At 31.1% G+C, this 17,212-nt stretch carries 13 protein-coding genes and 1 tRNA gene; 10 read left to right on the forward strand and 4 right to left on the reverse strand.

Annotated features, from left to right (window positions below; all coding sequences use genetic code 11):
- Nucleotides 1-422: 422 nt before the first annotated feature.
- A tRNA-Cys gene (locus tag JC605_RS04570) sits at nucleotides 423-493 on the reverse strand.
- Between the two features lie 94 nt (nucleotides 494-587).
- Nucleotides 588-947 carry a dihydroneopterin aldolase gene (gene folB / locus JC605_RS04575; RefSeq protein WP_111422890.1) on the reverse strand — a complete coding sequence of 120 codons (360 nt, stop codon included), beginning with the start codon at nucleotides 945-947 and terminating at the stop codon, nucleotides 588-590.
- 107 nt (nucleotides 948-1,054) lie between these two features.
- Between folB and JC605_RS04580 the strand changes: the two genes are divergently transcribed.
- The 5 genes from JC605_RS04580 (at nucleotide 1,055) to JC605_RS04600 (ending at nucleotide 5,971) form a co-directional block, all read left to right on the forward strand.
- Nucleotides 1,055-3,172: a glutamine--tRNA ligase/YqeY domain fusion protein gene (locus JC605_RS04580; protein WP_198855070.1), complete on the forward strand. Its 2,118-nt coding sequence runs from the start codon at nucleotides 1,055-1,057 to the stop codon at nucleotides 3,170-3,172.
- Between the two features lie 1,216 nt (nucleotides 3,173-4,388).
- Nucleotides 4,389-4,868 (forward strand): hypothetical protein, encoded by a 480-nt coding sequence (locus JC605_RS04585; protein WP_198855071.1) that lies wholly within the window; start codon nucleotides 4,389-4,391, stop codon nucleotides 4,866-4,868.
- 93 nt (nucleotides 4,869-4,961) lie between these two features.
- Nucleotides 4,962-5,288, forward strand: a complete 327-nt coding sequence (locus JC605_RS04590; RefSeq protein WP_111378726.1) for a YtxH domain-containing protein — start codon at nucleotides 4,962-4,964, stop codon at nucleotides 5,286-5,288.
- 75 nt (nucleotides 5,289-5,363) lie between these two features.
- Complete coding sequence (locus tag JC605_RS04595) at nucleotides 5,364-5,714, forward strand: competence protein (RefSeq protein ID WP_198855072.1); 351 nt, start codon at nucleotides 5,364-5,366, stop codon at nucleotides 5,712-5,714.
- Nucleotides 5,715-5,716: 2 nt separating this feature from the next.
- Nucleotides 5,717-5,971: a DUF6327 family protein gene (locus tag JC605_RS04600; protein ID WP_177211520.1), complete on the forward strand. Its 255-nt coding sequence runs from the start codon at nucleotides 5,717-5,719 to the stop codon at nucleotides 5,969-5,971.
- Between the two features lie 20 nt (nucleotides 5,972-5,991).
- On the opposite strand, the gene JC605_RS04605 is transcribed toward JC605_RS04600, so the two are convergent.
- Both JC605_RS04605 and gltX read right to left on the reverse strand, forming a co-directional pair.
- A complete protein-coding gene (locus JC605_RS04605; protein ID WP_198855073.1) occupies nucleotides 5,992-6,975 on the reverse strand; it encodes an SPFH domain-containing protein in 984 nt (327 codons plus the stop codon).
- A 135-nt stretch (nucleotides 6,976-7,110) separates the two neighbouring features.
- The gene (gltX, locus tag JC605_RS04610; protein WP_198855074.1) at nucleotides 7,111-8,616 is read right to left on the reverse strand and encodes a glutamate--tRNA ligase; all 1,506 of its coding nucleotides are present in this window, start codon (nucleotides 8,614-8,616) and stop codon (nucleotides 7,111-7,113) included.
- Nucleotides 8,617-8,779: 163 nt separating this feature from the next.
- Here gltX and JC605_RS04615 point away from each other — a divergent pair, with 163 nt between their 5' ends.
- The 5 genes from JC605_RS04615 to JC605_RS04635 all read left to right on the forward strand — a co-directional run bounded on the left by JC605_RS04615 (nucleotide 8,780) and on the right by JC605_RS04635 (nucleotide 17,161).
- A complete protein-coding gene (locus JC605_RS04615) occupies nucleotides 8,780-12,181 on the forward strand; it encodes a hypothetical protein (protein WP_198855075.1) in 3,402 nt (1,133 codons plus the stop codon).
- Complete coding sequence (gene ybeY, locus JC605_RS04620) at nucleotides 12,178-12,597, forward strand: rRNA maturation RNase YbeY (protein ID WP_177211524.1); 420 nt, start codon at nucleotides 12,178-12,180, stop codon at nucleotides 12,595-12,597. The genes JC605_RS04615 and ybeY overlap by 4 nt, the downstream gene beginning before the upstream one ends.
- Nucleotides 12,598-13,186: 589 nt before the next feature.
- Entirely contained in the window at nucleotides 13,187-15,058 is a 1,872-nt protein-coding gene (gene mnmG / locus JC605_RS04625) for a tRNA uridine-5-carboxymethylaminomethyl(34) synthesis enzyme MnmG (RefSeq protein WP_111377752.1), read from the forward strand.
- Between the two features lie 433 nt (nucleotides 15,059-15,491).
- Complete coding sequence (locus tag JC605_RS04630; RefSeq protein WP_198855076.1) at nucleotides 15,492-16,340, forward strand: bifunctional 2-polyprenyl-6-hydroxyphenol methylase/3-demethylubiquinol 3-O-methyltransferase UbiG; 849 nt, start codon at nucleotides 15,492-15,494, stop codon at nucleotides 16,338-16,340.
- Nucleotides 16,341-16,576: 236 nt separating this feature from the next.
- A complete protein-coding gene (locus JC605_RS04635) occupies nucleotides 16,577-17,161 on the forward strand; it encodes an OmpH family outer membrane protein (protein WP_198855077.1) in 585 nt (194 codons plus the stop codon).
- The last annotated feature ends 51 nt before the right edge of the window (nucleotides 17,162-17,212 follow it).

Here is a 17,212-nt window from a genome sequence, read left to right on the forward strand (position 1 = left end):
AATATAAAATTAAACCTCTGAATTTCAGAGGTTTTTTTGTGTTTATAACTGTTAGTTTAGAACTTTGACAAAGTTTCAAACTTTGACAAAGTTGACAACAGTTTGTCATTTCGACGAAGGAGAAATCTTCGCAAGTAACTCCGCAACAATTATCCAATCTTTGTAGAGCTTCTCGTGGAGATTTCTCCTTCGTCGAAATGACAAGATTGTGTATAATTACGTTAAATAGAAAACCCTAGAGGTTTTTAAAACCTGTCGGGTTAATATATAGGCTTTAATTTTTTTTTAATTATACATAAAAAAAGAGACACATTTCCATATCTCTTTTTGAAGCATTGTCCGGATTTGAACCAATATATTTAATTAATTTTTCCTAAAAATTAAACACAAAAAAAAGAGACACATTTCTGTATCTCTTTTTGAGGCATCGTCCGGATTCGAACCGGAGTAGGAGCTTTTGCAGAGCCCAGCCTAGCCGCTCGGCCACGACGCCATTACTTGAACGGTTGGCAAAAGTAACTAAAATCTTTAAATTTCAAAAGTTTCATAGTAACTATTTTAAAATTTTAGGAATTTAATTTTAGAAATTACTTTCTAATTTCCGTCATTTTTATAGTAACTGACTCAACATCACCACCAATAGGCGGATTTATTTTAGAAACCCAAACTGTTGTTTTTTCTACCATTTCTATCTCTGCCAGTACACGAATATTGATTCTTTTGGCCACATGTTCTAATAAATGCGAACGAATTGCCATTTCTTCAGCTACAATTTTGTTCAAATGAACATAATCAACAGTGTCTAATAGATGATCTGTTTCTGCTGATTTCTGTAAATTGGTTTTAATTTTTAAATCTACTTTGTAATCAGATCCAATTTTTCCTTCTTCAATTAAACATCCGTGGTAAGAAAAAGTACGGATATTTTTCAATTTTATAACTCCCATTTTTATGTTGTTTCACGTTTAAAGTTTCAGGTTTTATGCCAGTTAGATAACTTTAAACCTGAAACCTGAAACCTTTTTTTTATCTTTGCTAAAATTACTATAAAATAATGGCATCAGAAGAGAAATCACTCAATTTTATTGAACAAATCATAGAGGAAGACGTAAAATCAGGTCTTTCAAATACTAAACTTCGCTTTCGTTTTCCACCAGAACCTAATGGTTATTTACACATTGGGCACGCGAGTTCTATTGCGTTAAATTTTGGTTTAGGAATTGATTATCAATCTCCTGTGAATTTACGTTTTGATGATACAAACCCTGAAAAAGAAGAGCAGGAATTTGTTGATGCTATTAAAAAAGATGTAGAATGGCTAGGTTATACTTGGGCTGAAGAATGTTATGCATCAGACTATTTCCAACAATTATACGATTGGGCAGTTTTCTTAATTAAGAAAGATAAAGCGTATGTTGACAGTCAGACTTCTGAAGAAATGGCGATCCAAAAAGGAACTCCAACAACTCCAGGAACTGATAGTCCGTACAGAAATCGTTCTGTTGAAGAAAACTTAGATTTATTCGAAAGAATGAAAAACGGTGAATTTGAGGCTGGTACACACATTCTTCGTGCAAAAATTGACATGAAATCAACAAACATGTTAATGCGTGATCCTATCATGTACAGAATTTTACACAAACATCACCACAGAACTGGAGATGCTTGGAAAATCTATCCAATGTACGATTGGGCACACGGACAAAGTGATTATTTAGAACAAATTTCACACTCATTTTGTACACTAGAATTCTTGCCTCACCGTGAATTATACGATTGGTTTTTAGATCAGATTTTAGATGAAAATAAACTACGTCCAAAACAAAGAGAATTTGCTAGACGTAATTTATCACATACTGTTGTTAGTAAAAGAAAATTACAGCAACTAGTTAAAGAAAAGCATGTTAACGGTTGGGATGATCCAAGAATGTCAACCATTTCTGGATTAAGAAGACGTGGTTATACAGCTGCTTCATTACGTAATTTTGCTAATACAATTGGTATTGCAAAACGTGATAATTTGATCAATGTATCGGTTTTAGAATTCTGTATTCGTGAAGATTTGAATAAAATTGCACCTCGTGTAATGGCTGTTTTAGATCCTGTAAAACTGGTAATTACCAATTATCCAGAAGGAAAAGAAGAGTGGTTGGAAGCAGAAAATAATCAAGAAGATGAAAATGCTGGTTTCAGAAAAGTGCCTTTTTCTCGTGAATTATATATTGAAAGAGAAGACTTTTTGGAAGAAGCTCCAGCTAAGTTTTTCCGTTTGACTTTAGGAAAAGAAGTTCGTCTTAAAAATGCTTATATCATTAAAGGTGAATCAGTTGTAAAAGATGGAAACGGAAATATCACAGAAATTCACGTAACATATGATACTGATTCTTTAAGTGGAAGTGGGACAGAAGCAAGCCAAAGAAAAGTGTCAGGAACATTGCATTGGGTTTCTATTCAACATGCTTTAGAAGCAGAAGTTCGTTTGTATGATCGTTTGTTTACAGATGAAGCGCCAGACAGTTATAAAGAGAAGAATTTCTTAGATTTTGTGAATCCAAATTCATTAGAAATTGTAACTGGATATGTTGAACCAAGTTTATCAACAGCTCAAAATGAAGATAAATTTCAGTTTCAACGTTTAGGATATTTTACTGTTGATAAAGACTCAACTGCTTCAAAATTAGTATTTAACAAAACAGTTGGATTAAAAGATGCTTGGGAAGAAAAGGGTAAAAAAGAGGAAAACAGTATTAATAATTCTTTGAAAGATATCAACAAATATTTTAAAGTTGAGACTAAACCAGAAAGAATTGCAATTGAAAGTGCAATAGGGGAGAACATTAAAAATATCTCGACTTTTTCACTTTTACAGAATTCTTTAAAGAAGAATATCAACAATAATAAGGCTTCGCTGTTGTTTTCTCAGTTTATTTTGAAATATTCAAACTGGAAATCAACAGATTTTGAAGAAGAAGATATTAAGAAATTATATTCAATGTCTCTAAAAAGTGAATCGACTTATGTTAGATCAAAAGCACTTTTAAATTTAAGAGATATTGAAAGTGAAAGTTTCAAAAATCAGTTTGATGATGAAATTTTGAAATTATATTCAAATCCACCAAAAAATGCTTCTGAGAGAGAAATTGAAATTCTTTCTGAAATGGTGAAGAAGTAATATCAGATAAATTTATTAAAAGCGCTTTTATAAGCGCTTTTTTTTATTATATAGGTTAACTATTAAAAAGTAAAATTTTATAATTTTTATAGATTAAAACTGACTTTCATAAATTTAATTTAATCGAAAATAAAATTTTATTGGATAAGGAATTCATTTTTTTATTTTAAATCTATTAGAAAGCTTTATTTTGATTATGTACTTTTTTTATGTCTAATTTTTGTTTTAAATCCTTAATAATAAAATTTAATTATTTAAAATGTGTGATTTTTAATATTTTATCTATTATTAGTAAAATCTATTAATTTTAATATTTTTATTTGTTTTATATATTAAAAGTGACTTTCATAATTTAATTTTAAAGAAGAATAAAAAATAGTCGAGTAGAGAAGACCTTTTTTTACTTTTCATTCATTAAAACTCTTTATTTTATTTTTTTACTTTTTTGCTTCCAGTTTTCTTCTAAAAAAACTAAAATTAAGGTTTTTTCTTATTTTTTATATTTTTGACTTTAATTTTTATAATCATAAGTTTTGATTATTATTATTGTCTAAAATTTAGTTTGTATTTATTATTTATAAAACTAACTAAAGAATATTATATAATAGTTTTTAATTATTTACAAAGCCCTTTATTTTAGTTTTTCTATTTATAGATTTTTATTATAGATTTTTTAAAAGTTTAGTTTTTAATTATTATTTATAAAAATGATTGAATTATTAAAAATAATAGTTTTTGTATATTATTTTTAACCTTCATAAATTAATTTTAAGGCATTTTTTAAACGTGTTTGATAGATAACTCGTTTTTGTGATAATCGTTTATTTAAGAGCTTTATTTTAGTTTTTACTGTTATTTTAGTCAGTTTAACGGGTTGTTAACACACAATTGTTTATAAAACTGCTATTTTTAACTCAATACCAAAAGTCAGAGATGATTTTTGTAAAAAATTAAAATTTGCCGTAAAGAATCTAAGTTGAAATTTATTGTTTTTAGAAACTCGTAATTTTTAAAACAATAGATTATCAAAACTGATTTCCTAAAAAGACAATTTTATGTTCTGATTTTTATTATGATATAATTTTGATAATATTTCCCGTAAAAGATATTTTTTCAAATTGTGTCATAATGTACAAAATACCATAATATTGAATTTGAGTGAAAGTTTAGTTTTTAAATTTCAGGTCTGACAATTTTTAATTTAAATCTAATTATCATGAAAATTTTATATTTCACACTAGCATTATTATTTGCAAATGTTGCAATTTCTCAAACACATCAAATTACAAAACACAACGGAGAACAACTTGATGTAAATTTTATTAAATCTGAAAATGGTTTTGTTTACTATTCTTTAAACGGAAGTTCTGAAGAAATCAAAATCAGTAAATATGCAGTTTCATCTATTACAAATAAAGAAACAAAACAAACTCAAAAAGTTTCTGATAAAATAGTAGTTGACTCAAAAGATGATTACAAAATGGTAACTGTTCTTCCGCAAGAAAAAACAATAGGACTGAAACAAGCAGCGAGTTTTACAGGTGTCTCAACAAGGACAAAAGGAGAACCGCCAATTGCAAATCAGAACCAGACTGCTATGAGAATTAAATCTAAATCGGCTTCAAATGGTTATCCTTTTGTTAGCATTGTTGAAAAAGCAGATGGTAAGTACGAAGCTGTAGCTTATGTGTATTAATAAGATTGTTAATTTTTTGTAAATTGCAATTAATCAAAGTTTTATCATTTTAAAAAAGAGTATCTTTATTAATAATTTTAAATTGTAACTATCATGTCTAAGAATTTAAATACAGCAGCAGCAATTTTAGCTGCAGCGGCTGCAGGAGCGGCAATCGGAATTTTATTTGCTCCAGATAAAGGATCAAAAACAAGAGCAAAAATTAAGGAAGGTATCGATGATGCTAAACATAATCTGAAAGATTCTTTTGATGCCAGCTCTGAAGTTCTTCGTGAAAAATTTACGAGTGCTACTCATAATCTTGACGGAACTTTGAATGAGTTACTTTCTAATGTCAGCCATAAAACAGAAGAAGTAATTACTTTTTTAGAAACTAAATTGGCTGAGTTAAAAGCACAAAACGCTAAACTTCAGAAATAATATTTTTATAAAGCACATTACTTGCTTATTTTTATAAGAAAGTTTTGTGCTTTTTTTTTATCTAAAATTTTAAATATGGCTTTTGAAGAATTAAAAGAAAACACTGAAAAAGTTCAGGATCAAGCTAAAGAATACATTGAAAGTCATTTAGCTTATTACAAACTTTGGGGTTTTAAGGTTGCAATGAAATCAACAACTTTAATCTTTAAGTTTACTTTGATTTTATTGTGTTTCAGTATGGTGATGATTTTTGGATCTTTCGCCGCAGCGTATGCTTTTGGTTCTTTGTTTGAAAGTAATGCTCTCGGATTTTTGACGGTAGGAGGAATCTATTTGGTAATAACTATTTTGCTTTTCTTTATAAAAGACAAATTTGTTGAAGGACCAATTTTGGAGAAATTTTCAGAAATCTTTTTTAATGATTAATTATGGAAAGAAAAAAATACTCTTCGTATGCTGAGATTGAAAGAGATCTAGAAATTTTGAAATTGGAAAAAGAAATCAATTATCAGAAATTGGTTTTGAGTTTTCAGAAAACAAAGGAAAGTATCACACCGCAAAATATTGTAAATGGTTTCATTTCATCTTACACAGATTACTTTTCAAATTCTTATGTAAAAATTCTACAGACCATTTTACCGTATGTAATAGGTTGGTTCATAAATAGAAAAAGAGGCGATTAAGCCTCTTTTTTATTTTTAAATTATTGTTGAACATCTGGTTGAACATCATCTTCATAACCAGATTGTCTGTGAGTTGGTTTTGGTTTTTCAATTTTCTTGTTTCCTTTTTTCATCATTTCGCCCACTTGGTTTGAAGCCGTAAAAGAAGCAACCATGTTATTTAGCATATCGCTTCCGGCTTGTGGAGAATTCGGAAGAAGAATTAAATTTGAGTTTGTATCAGAACCAATAGATTGTAAAGTATCATAATGTTGAGTAACTACAATTAGGGCAGAAGCTTCTTGAGAATTAATACCGACATTGTTCAAAACTTCAACACTTTCTACAAGACCTCTTGCAATTTCACGACGCTGATCTGCAATACCTTGACCTTGTAAACGTTTACTTTCTGCTTCAGCTTTTGCTTTTGCAACGATTCTAATTCTTGAACTTTCTGCTTCAAATTCAGCTGCAGTTTTTTCTCTATCAGCTGCGTTGATTCTGTTCATTGCATTTTTTACCTGAATGTCCGGATCAATATCAGTAACCAAAGTATTGATAATATCATATCCGTAAGTTGACATTGCTTCGTTCAATTCACGTTTTACTGCAACCGCAATATCATCTTTTCTTTCAAAAACGTCATCCAATTTTAGTTTCGGAACTTCGGCACGAACTACGTCAAATACATAAGAAGTAATTTGATCATGCGGATATTCTAATTTATAAAATGCTTCATACACTTTATTTTGAATCACTTTGAACTGAACTGAAACTTTCATTTTGATGAAAACGTTGTCTCTAGTTTTAGTTTCGATGATAACATCTAGTTGCTGAATTTTAAGATTTACTCTTCCGGCCAATCTATCAACCATCGGAATTTTAAGTTGTAATCCTGAATTTCTTACACTCTGAAATTTTCCAAATCGTTCGATAATTACGGAAGATTGTTGTTTCACAGTAAAGAACGACGACATGAAAATGAAGAATGCCAATACTAAAAAGATAATAAATGCTGTACTCATGGTTATTTAGTTTAATTTATGAATTTTGGTAAATTACGAAAATTCTTCTAAAAAGGAATTACCAAACATTAAAAAAACGCTAAGAACATTTGGTCGATGTTTCTTAGCGTTTCTATTTTTGAATGAAATTTTTAATTATAAAGTTTCAATTGCTTTCTGGATTCTAGAAATAGTTTCTTCTTTTCCAATGATTTCAACAATGTCAAATAGGTGAGGACCTTTTAGAGCTCCAACTAAACTTAGACGGAAAGGTTGCATTACTTTACCCATTCCGATTTCGTTTTTGGTTAACCAATCTTTTACGATTGCTTCAATATTTGCAGAAGTAAAATCTTCGATATTTTCTAAAACAGAAATCAGTTCTTGCATTAAAGTAGGAGTTTCTTCTTTCCAGTTTTTACTTGCTTTCTCATCATATGATGTTGGCGCTTGGAAAAAGAAATCAGTTAAATCCCAAAATTCAGAAACGAAATTTGCTCTTTCTTTGATAAGTGATACAATGCGAGTTGTCACTTCGAGCGGAGTCGAGAAGCCTTTTTCTTCTAAAATAGGAGAGAAGGTTTTTGCTAAATCAGCATCATTTTGTTTTACTAAATATTGGTGGTTGAACCATTTATTTTTCTCTGGATCAAATTTTGCTCCAGCTTTGTGAACTCTGTTCAAGTCAAAAGCTTCTGCTAATTCTTCTAAAGAAAATAATTCTTTATCAGTTCCATCATTCCATCCTAAAAGAGCAAGGAAGTTTACAACAGCTTCTGGGAAAAATCCTTTTTCTCTATAACCAGATGAAACACCTTCTTCAGTTTTCCATTCTAAAGGAAATACTGGGAATCCCATTTTGTCTCCATCTCTTTTTGATAATTTTCCATTTCCAACTGGTTTCAAAATCAAAGGTAAGTGAGCAAATTCTGGAGCTTCCCAACCAAATGCTTTGTATAATAAAACGTGAAGAGGCATAGAAGGCAACCATTCTTCACCACGAATTACATGTGAAGTTTCCATCAAATGATCATCAACAATATTCGCTAAATGGTACGTTGGCATTCCGTCACTTTTGAATAAAACTTTATCATCCAAAAGATTAGTTTCAAACTTAACATCACCACGAATGATATCTTTCAAATGTAAAGTTTCATCAACCGGAGTTTTAAAACGAATTACATAATGTTCTCCATTTGCAATTCTTTTAGCAGTTTCTTCTGCAGAAATTACCAATGATGTATCTAGTTTTTCACGATTGTGGTGATTGTAAATAAATGTTTTTCCTTCAGCTTCGTGTTGTTTTCTATGTGCATCCAAAGCTTCAGGAGTATCAAAAGCATAATATGCCCAACCAGAATTTATCAACTGATCTGCATATTGTTGGTATAAATCTTTACGTTCGCTTTGTCTGTATGGACCAAATTTTTCATTTTTCCCAACTGTTTCTTCAGGAGCAATTCCTAACCATTCAAGAGCTTCCATAATGTAAGCCTCTGCACCTGGAACAAAACGAGTCTGATCTGTATCTTCAATTCTCAGATAAAAAACACCATTATGTTTTTTTGCAAATAAATAATTAAATAGGGCAGTACGAACTCCGCCAATATGTAACGGTCCAGTCGGACTTGGTGCAAAACGCACACGAACTTGCTTTGACATTTGTTTAAATTTTGTTGCAAAGATACGATATTAGTCAAAAGCCAAAAGTCGAAAGTTTGAAAGGTTTTTAGCTGTGTGCTAAACTTTTGACTTTCGACTTTTGACTTTCAGACTTATTGTTATAATTACTACTTTTATAGGTTATAATTAAAATAGATTTATTTTGAAAACATCATCTGCAATATATCAAAAGTTAGAGGCTTTCATTAAGAAATATTATACCAACGAACTGATAAAAGGGATATTACTTTTTACCGGTTTTGGATTATTATATTTTCTATTTACGCTTTTTGTGGAGTACTTTCTTTGGTTAAAACCATTAGGAAGAACTTTTCTATTTTGGTTATTTGTCGGAGTTGAAGTTTTCCTTTTAGTCCGTTTAATTCTTTTTCCTTTGTTCAAGTTGTTCAAACTTCAAAAGGGAATTGATTATAGTCAGGCTTCAAAAATTATTGGAAATCATTTTACAGAAGTGAGTGATAAGCTTACTAACTTTTTGCAATTGTCTTCTGAAAATAATTCAGAAAGTTCAGAATTAGTTCTAGCTTCAATTGAGCAAAAAGCAAATTCACTGCAGCCAATTCCTTTTGGAAATGCCATCAATTTTAAAGCTAATAAAAAGTATTTACCATTGGCTTTAGTTCCAATTTTACTTTTTGCTGTGTTTTATATTTCAGGAAATAGTAATATTATTTCTCAAAGTTTGAATAGAGTAGTGCATTTTAATTCTGCATTTTTACCGCCAGCTCCTTTCAAGTTTGTGGTTTTGAATTCGAATTTACAAGCTGAACAGAATAAAGATTTCGTTATCAAAATGGAATCTGTTGGAAATGTAGTTCCAGAAAATGTTACGATTCATATTGGCAATGAAAGCTATTTTATGGAATCTTCTCAACCTGGAAAGTTTGAATTTAAAGTGGAGAAACCAGCTGAGAATATTCAATTTTCTTTTGAAGGAAATTCGGTAGTTTCAGAAGAATACGAATTGAAAGTTATCACAGTTCCATCTATTGCAAACTTCGAAATGGTTTTAAATTTTCCTTCTTATCTAAAGAAAAAATCAGAGACAATTCAAGGAACTGGAAATGCAATTGTACCTGAAGGAACGACCGTAACTTGGAAAATGAATACCAAATCTACACAAGAAATTGAATGGAAAAGAGACAATGAAGTATTTAAGTTCAATAAGGTTGAAAATGATTTTAAATTGAGTAAAAATATTAGTCAAAATACAGAATATCAAATTCTTACGTCTAATGATAAGGTTAAAAACTACGAAAAACTAGATTATCAGCTGTCTGTAATCAAAGATCAGTTTCCAACTATAAATGTGGGGCCAGCGCCAGACAGTTTGAAGCTAGACAAGAACTATATTCTAGGAAGATTGGGTGATGACTACGGACTTTCGAAATTGCAAATTGTATACTACGAACGTAATAAACCTCAATCTGTTAAGCGTGGAAACATTCCTGTTAAGACTGGAGTATTTGATCAGTTTGTTTTTAATTTTCCAAGTAACCTTCCAGTAGAAGAAGGAGTTTCATACGAGTACTATTTTGAAGTTTTTGATAACGATGCACCACATGGTTTTAAGAGTACAAAGTCTTCTACGTTTTCAGATCGTGTAGCTACAACAGATGAAATTCAGGATCAAGAATTACAACAGCAAAATCAAAACATCAATAGTTTATCTAAATCTTTGAAGAACCAAACAAAGCAGATTTCAGAAATGGATAAGCTTCAAAATACAGGAAAAGAAAAAGATAATTTAGAGTTTAAAGATCAGCAGAAGATTGATGATTTTATCAAACGTCAGAAACAACAAGACGAAATGATGAAACAGTTTTCTGAAAAAATGAATCAGAATTTAGATAAGTTTAAAGACGATAAGAAAGATAAAACTGCTGATGATTTGCAAAAGCGTTTAGATAATGCACAGAAAGATTTAGAAAAAAATCAAAAATTATTAGATGAATTGAAGAACCTGAATGATAAATTAAACAGTGAAGAACTGTTTGATAAGATGGAAAAGTTCAAGCAAATTAGTAAAAACCAATCTCGTAATCTAGAACAATTGGTTGAGTTAACCAAACGTTTTTATGTTTCAAAGAAAGCAGAACAGGTTGCTGAGAAATTAAATAAACTGTCAGAACAACAGGAACAGTTATCAAATAAAGAGAAAGAAAATACTAAAGAAAAACAGGATGAAATCAATAAATCTTTTGATAAAATTCAGGAAGATTTAAAAGATTTGAAAGAGGAAAACAAGACCTTAAAGAAACCTTTGGATATTCCATCAGATGCTTCTAAAGAGAAAGACGTAGACAATGATCTTAATAAAGCTTCTGAAGAATTAAGTAAAAAGAATACTTCTGGAGCTAAACCAAAACAGAAAAGTGCTGCAAAGAAAATGAAGTCTATGGCTCAAGAAATGCAGAGTGAAATGGAAGGTGGAGAACAGGAACAATTGGAAGAAGATGTAGCAATGCTTCGTCAGATTCTAGATAATCTTTTAGCTTATTCTTTATCACAAGAAGATGTGATGAAACAGTTTAAAGCAATGAAATTAGGTTCTTCTACATTTACAAAAAACATCAAGATTCAACAGAATTTGAAACAGCAGTTTAGACATGTTGATGATAGTTTGTTTGCACTTTCATTACGTAACCCAAAGGTAGCAGAAGACGTAACTAAAGAAATTGGAAACGTTCAATACAACATGGATAAGGCTATAGAAACTTTAACCGATGTTCAGATTCCAAGAGGAGTTTCACACCAACAATATGCAGTTTCATCAGCCAATAAGTTAGCCGATTTTTTAAGTGATTTATTGAATAACATGCAGATGTCAATGTCTAAACCGGGAGCGGGGAAACCTAAACCTGGAGACGGACAAGGAATGCAATTGCCAGATATTATTCAGAAACAAAAAGGACTTGCTGATAAGATGAAAGAAGGTATGAAACCTGGACAGCAATCTGGAGATAAACCTGGAGAAGGTAAAGATGGAAAATCTGGGCAGGGACAAAATGGGCAAGGAAAAGATGGTCAGGGTAAAGAAGGACAAGGTAACAAAAGTGGAGATAAAGGTTCTTCGGGTAAAGATGGAAAGAATGGAAATGGAGAGAAGAACGGTAATGAAGGAGAAGATGGAGAAGGAGATGCTGAAGCTATAATGGAGATTTACAAAGAGCAAGTTAAACTTCGTGAAGCTCTTCAAAAAGAATTAGCAAAGAAAGGTTTAGACTCTCAAGGTAAATCTGTAATAGACCAAATGAAACAATCTGAAAAGCAGATTTTAAACAAAGGATTTAAGAATGAGAACCTGCAACGTATATTGAATATTCAGCAAGAATTATGGAAATTGAATAACGCAGTTCAGCAACAAGGTCAAGATACACAAAGACAATCTGAAACTAATAAGGCTGAATTTACTAATCGTTCCAATGCTTTGCCAAGTTCACTATTGGAATATTTAAACAGTGTAGAGATATTAAACAGACAATCACTACCTTTGCGATCGAATTTTAATCAAAAAGTTCAAGAATACTTTAATACAAAATGATAAATTTTAATTACGAAACAGATTTTACTTTAGGAGACGAGCAGGCTTTTAGTGACTGGCTTAGTGCTGTAATTGTTTCTGAAAATAAGAACGAAGGAGAAATCAATTATATATTTTGTGATGATGAGTATCTTCATAAAATTAATGTAGAATATTTAGATCACGACACTTTAACTGATATAATTAGTTTTGATTATTCAGTTGGTAACGAGTTAAATGGAGATATTTTTGTTTCTGTAGAACGCGTTGCAGATAATGCAAAAGACTTCAATGTTTCATTTGCTGAAGAACTTAAAAGAGTGCTATCTCATGGTATACTACATTACTGTGGATACAAAGATAAGTCAGAGGAAGAAGCTCAATTAATGAGACAGAAGGAAGAAGAGAAAATGAAGATGTTTCACGTGGAACAGTAATTAAACATCTTTTTTATATATATGTTCCACGTGAAACGTTTTGGATTTTTAAATTTTTATAACGTTCCACGTGAAACATATCCGAAGAAAATGAAAGAATTTTGTAGCGTTCCACGTGGAACGTTAATATAAGAAATTCGAATAAAGGATTAAATCGTTCCACGTGGAACGATTTTTTAAGTTTGAATTTAAAAGAAAAAGAATGGATGTTTCACGTGGAACATGATCTTAAAATGTTCTTTTGGAAGTTTAGAAATGTTTCACGTGAAACATTTATTGTAAAGATTCTGTTTCGGAGTTCTGATTTGAAAGTTCTGATTTGAAAGTTCTGATTTGAAAGTTCTGTTTGAAAGTTCTGTTTGAAAGTTCTGTTTGAAAGTTCTGTTTGAAAGTAAATAAAAAGATGTTCCACGTGAAACGTTTTTATTTGTTTTCTGAATTTGAAGATATCAGTTTACAGGTTTCAGTTTGAACTTGAAACTTGAAACTTGAAACCTGAAACAAAAAAAAAAGTTCCACGTGGAACAAGAAAAATATAAATGTAATTCTAGAAACCGCGTTAGCGGTTTTTGGAGAATAATAAAACAAAATGTTTTTAGAAGAATACGATGTTATTGTGGTTGGTGCAGGCCATGCTGGTTCTGAAGCTGCGGCTGCGGCTGCAAATTTGGGATCGAAAACTTTATTGGTTACAATGAGTTTGCAGAACATAGCACAGATGTCTTGTAATCCTGCGATGGGTGGAATTGCTAAAGGACAGATCGTTCGTGAAATTGATGCGCTTGGTGGATATTCAGGAATTGTTTCTGATAAGACTGCGATTCAGTTCAAGATGTTGAACAAATCAAAAGGACCTGCAATGTGGTCGCCAAGAGTTCAAAGTGATAGAATGCGTTTCGCAGAAGAATGGAGAATGATGTTGGAGGCAACTCCAAATCTTGATTTTTATCAAGAGATGGTAAAAGGATTGATAATTGAAGATGGAAAGATAAAAGGGATTAGAACTTCACTTGGTGTGGAGATTCGTTCCAAATCTGTTGTTTTGACGAACGGTACTTTTTTGAATGGTTTAATTCATATCGGAGAAAAACAGTTCGGTGGTGGTAGAGCAGGAGAAAGTGCTGCAACTGGAATTACCGAAGATTTGATCAAAGCAGGTTTTGAAGCTGGAAGAATGAAAACAGGAACGCCACCTCGAGTAGATGGACGTTCTTTAGATTATTCTAAAATGAATGAAGAAAAAGGAGATGCAAAGCCAGCTAAGTTTTCTTATTCAGATGTGACTTCTCCGTTAACGCATCAGCGTTCTTGTTACATGACGTACACCTCATTGAATGTTCATGATATTTTGAGAGAAGGTTTTGATCGTTCTCCGATGTTTAACGGAAGAATCAAAAGTTTAGGACCAAGATACTGTCCATCGATTGAAGATAAAATAAATCGTTTTGCAGATAAAGAGCGTCATCAATTATTTGTTGAGCCAGAAGGATGGAATACTTGTGAAGTTTATGTAAACGGATTTTCAACTTCACTTCCAGAAGATATCCAGTTCAAAGCGCTTCGTTCAGTTGCAGGTTTTGAAAATGTAAAATTCTTTAGACCTGGTTATGCAATCGAATATGATTTCTTTCCGCCAACGCAATTAAAACATACTTTGGAAACAAAGTTAGTTGAAGGATTATATTTTGCAGGACAGATTAACGGAACTACAGGTTACGAAGAAGCAGCTTCTCAAGGTTTGATGGCTGGAATAAATGCACACTTGAAAGTACACGAAAAAGATCCATTGATTTTAAAACGTGACGAAGCGTATATCGGAGTTCTAATTGATGACTTGATTACGAAAGGAACAGAAGAACCATATCGTATGTTTACATCAAGAGCGGAGTATAGAACTTTGTTACGTCAAGATAATGCCGATTTCAGATTGACTCCAATGTCATACGAAATTGGTTTAGCTTCTGAAGATCGTTTACGAAGAATGGAAAAGAAATTAAACGAATCTGAAAAGATGGTTCAATTCTTTAAAGAAACTAGTGTTACGATTGCAGAAACAAATCCGATTTTGGAAGCAAAAGAATCAGCACCAATTTCTCAAGGAGATAAAATGTTTAAGATTTTTTCTCGTCCACAAATTGAATTAGAAGATATGTTGAAATTTGAAAAGGTTGAAGCATATATCAAAGAAAATGATTTGGATGAAGAAATTGTAGAACAAGCCGTAATTCAGGTTAAATATTCTGGTTATATCGAAAAAGAAAGAAATAATGCAGATAAATTAAATCGTTTGGAAGAAGTGAAAATTCCAGACAATTTTGATTATAATAAAATCAAGTCGATGTCTATTGAAGCAAAACAGAAATTAAGCAAGATTCGTCCTGTAACTATTTCACAAGCTTCAAGAATTAGCGGAGTGTCACCAAGTGATATTTCCGTGCTTTTGATTTATATGGGAAGGTAAAAAAGTTTGCATTCCCAGTTTTCAGTTTTTACTGAGACTTTAAACTGGGACTAAAAACTTTTAAATGTTCCACGTGAAACTATAATGCTTTTAGTTTTTTATTTCAGAATCGAGAATAAATCTAGAATCTAAAGTCTGAAATCTTAAATTGTTTCTGTTCCACGTGAAACCTTTTGCTGAAATAAGAATGATTTTTTTTGAAATAATTTGAATTATTAGCCGTTTCAGATGGAAAGAAAATCAAATTTGAAAAGGATATTAATTTGCAAAGAGGCTGAATAAAGTAGATTTGCAATTGTATTGAATTATCAATTTTGAAGAAATCAAAAAGAGTTTAGAAGAATAAAAGAAAAAAACAAAAATCCTAAAAGCGATAAAATTTCGTTTTTAGGATTTGCTATAAATTAAACCCAAATATCTATAAATTTAAAAAATGAACGTTTTAAACAAAAAACACTTTCTTACGGTAAAAGACCATTCTGTTTCAAAAGAAATTTTTGATTTGTATTACGATGAAGAATTAGATATGCTAATTACTTCTCCGCAGCCCGAACTTCAAAATTTAGGCAAATACTACGAAAGCGAAGATTATATTTCGCATACAGATAACAAACGTTCGTTATTTGAAAAAGCATATCATTTTGTAAAAAATATTGCGCTTAAGAATAAATTGAATCTAATCAATAGCCAGCAATCGAAAAAAGGAAAACTTTTGGATATTGGAGCTGGAACTGGAGATTTTCTTCTAACAGCAAAAAATGATGGTTGGGAAACCATTGGGGTAGAACCAAGCGATCGAGCAAAAAATATTGCGAAAGAAAAAGGAATTTCATTTGTAGAAGAAACTAGCACTTTAGAAAGTAATTCTTTGGATGTAATTACAATGTGGCATGTTTTGGAACACGTTCCAGATTTAGAACTTCAGATTCAAGAACTGAAGCGTTTATTAAAACCAACTGGAACTTTAATTGTTGCGGTTCCAAACTATAAATCGTTTGACGCAAATCACTATCAAACTTTTTGGGCAGCTTATGATGTGCCAATTCACTTTTGGCATTTTTCAAAAAAATCAATTCACGTGCTTTTTGAAAGAGTGGATATGAAATTGGAAAAAATCCTTCCAATGAAGTTTGATTCGTTTTACGTGAGCCTTTTGTCCGAAAAATACAAAACAGGAAAGATGAATTATATTAAAGCTTTTTTCGTTGGTTTGAAATCAAATTTGAAAGCAAAAAACACAAAAGAATATTCATCGCATATTTATGTTCTAAAGAACAAATAGAGTTCAAAATAATAAACAAAAAGCTATTTCTTAAAAACATGAAGAAATAGCTTTTTTGATTTAAAAAAATGATAAAAAACAATGGTTTTTATGTTATAAAGTTGAATTATTGGTATTATTTTTTCGATAAATAAAAACAATATCATAAAATTTGCGCATTTTTTAAACTTTATGCTGATGCTATTGATTTTTTTATATTTTTGTCTTCAATACTTAAAAAAATAGAATTTAAAAAAATGAAAAAAGCATTAGTTATTATCGCACTTTCAGTTTTCGCAGTTTCTTGTAATAAAACAGCAGAGGTAAAGGAAGTAAAAACAGCTTACGTGGATACTTCGGTTTTAATGAAAGAATACACTGAGGCAAAAGATTTAGAGGCAAAGTACAAAGCTCAAGCGGAAGAAAAAGGTAGACAATTACAAGCTGAGATTTCACGTTTTAAACAAGACGCTGCTAATTTTCAAAGCCAGGCACAAGCAAACGGTCAAGCTTGGGCACAGCAAAGAGGAGCTGAATTGCAAAAAAGAGAGCAGCAATTAGGTTATGCACAACAAGCATTAGCACAACAATTACAACAAGAAAGTGGTGTTGAAATGGATTCTCTTGTTAGTGGAGTTAAAAAATTCATTAAAGACTACGGAAAGAAAAATGGTTACTCTTACATCTACGGAACAGGAGATGCTGCATCAATTTTGTATGCTGAAGAGAAATACGATATCACAAAAGATATTGTAAAAGCATTAAACGACAAATACAAAGCAGAGCCTAAAGCAGATGCAAAACCAGCAGCTGAAACAAAAGAAGGCGAAGCAAAAAAATAAAAACTACCAAACTAACTAAATTACTGAAAACCTAAATCCACTGCGATTTAG

Origin of the sequence: Flavobacterium sp. IB48 (assembly GCF_016405855.1) — a bacterium.
GTDB classification, from domain to species: domain Bacteria; phylum Bacteroidota; class Bacteroidia; order Flavobacteriales; family Flavobacteriaceae; genus Flavobacterium; species Flavobacterium ginsengisoli.

Excerpts from the sequence above, each read along its gene's own strand:
- JC605_RS04595 (WP_198855072.1), top strand. The coding sequence starts at position 5,364 with ATGGCTTTTGAAGAATTAAAAGAAAACACTGAAAAAGTTCAGGATCAA.
- JC605_RS04630 (WP_198855076.1), top strand. The coding sequence starts at position 15,492 with ATGAACGTTTTAAACAAAAAACACTTTCTTACGGTAAAAGACCATTCT.
- JC605_RS04590 (WP_111378726.1), top strand. The coding sequence starts at position 4,962 with ATGTCTAAGAATTTAAATACAGCAGCAGCAATTTTAGCTGCAGCGGCT.
- ybeY (WP_177211524.1), top strand. The coding sequence starts at position 12,178 with ATGATAAATTTTAATTACGAAACAGATTTTACTTTAGGAGACGAGCAG.
- gltX (WP_198855074.1), bottom strand. The coding sequence starts at position 8,616 with ATGTCAAAGCAAGTTCGTGTGCGTTTTGCACCAAGTCCGACTGGACCG.
- JC605_RS04605 (WP_198855073.1), bottom strand. The coding sequence starts at position 6,975 with ATGAGTACAGCATTTATTATCTTTTTAGTATTGGCATTCTTCATTTTC.
- JC605_RS04585 (WP_198855071.1), top strand. The coding sequence starts at position 4,389 with ATGAAAATTTTATATTTCACACTAGCATTATTATTTGCAAATGTTGCA.
- JC605_RS04600 (WP_177211520.1), top strand. The coding sequence starts at position 5,717 with ATGGAAAGAAAAAAATACTCTTCGTATGCTGAGATTGAAAGAGATCTA.
- mnmG (WP_111377752.1), top strand. The coding sequence starts at position 13,187 with ATGTTTTTAGAAGAATACGATGTTATTGTGGTTGGTGCAGGCCATGCT.
- JC605_RS04635 (WP_198855077.1), top strand. The coding sequence starts at position 16,577 with ATGAAAAAAGCATTAGTTATTATCGCACTTTCAGTTTTCGCAGTTTCT.
- JC605_RS04580 (WP_198855070.1), top strand. The coding sequence starts at position 1,055 with ATGGCATCAGAAGAGAAATCACTCAATTTTATTGAACAAATCATAGAG.
- folB (WP_111422890.1), bottom strand. The coding sequence starts at position 947 with ATGGGAGTTATAAAATTGAAAAATATCCGTACTTTTTCTTACCACGGA.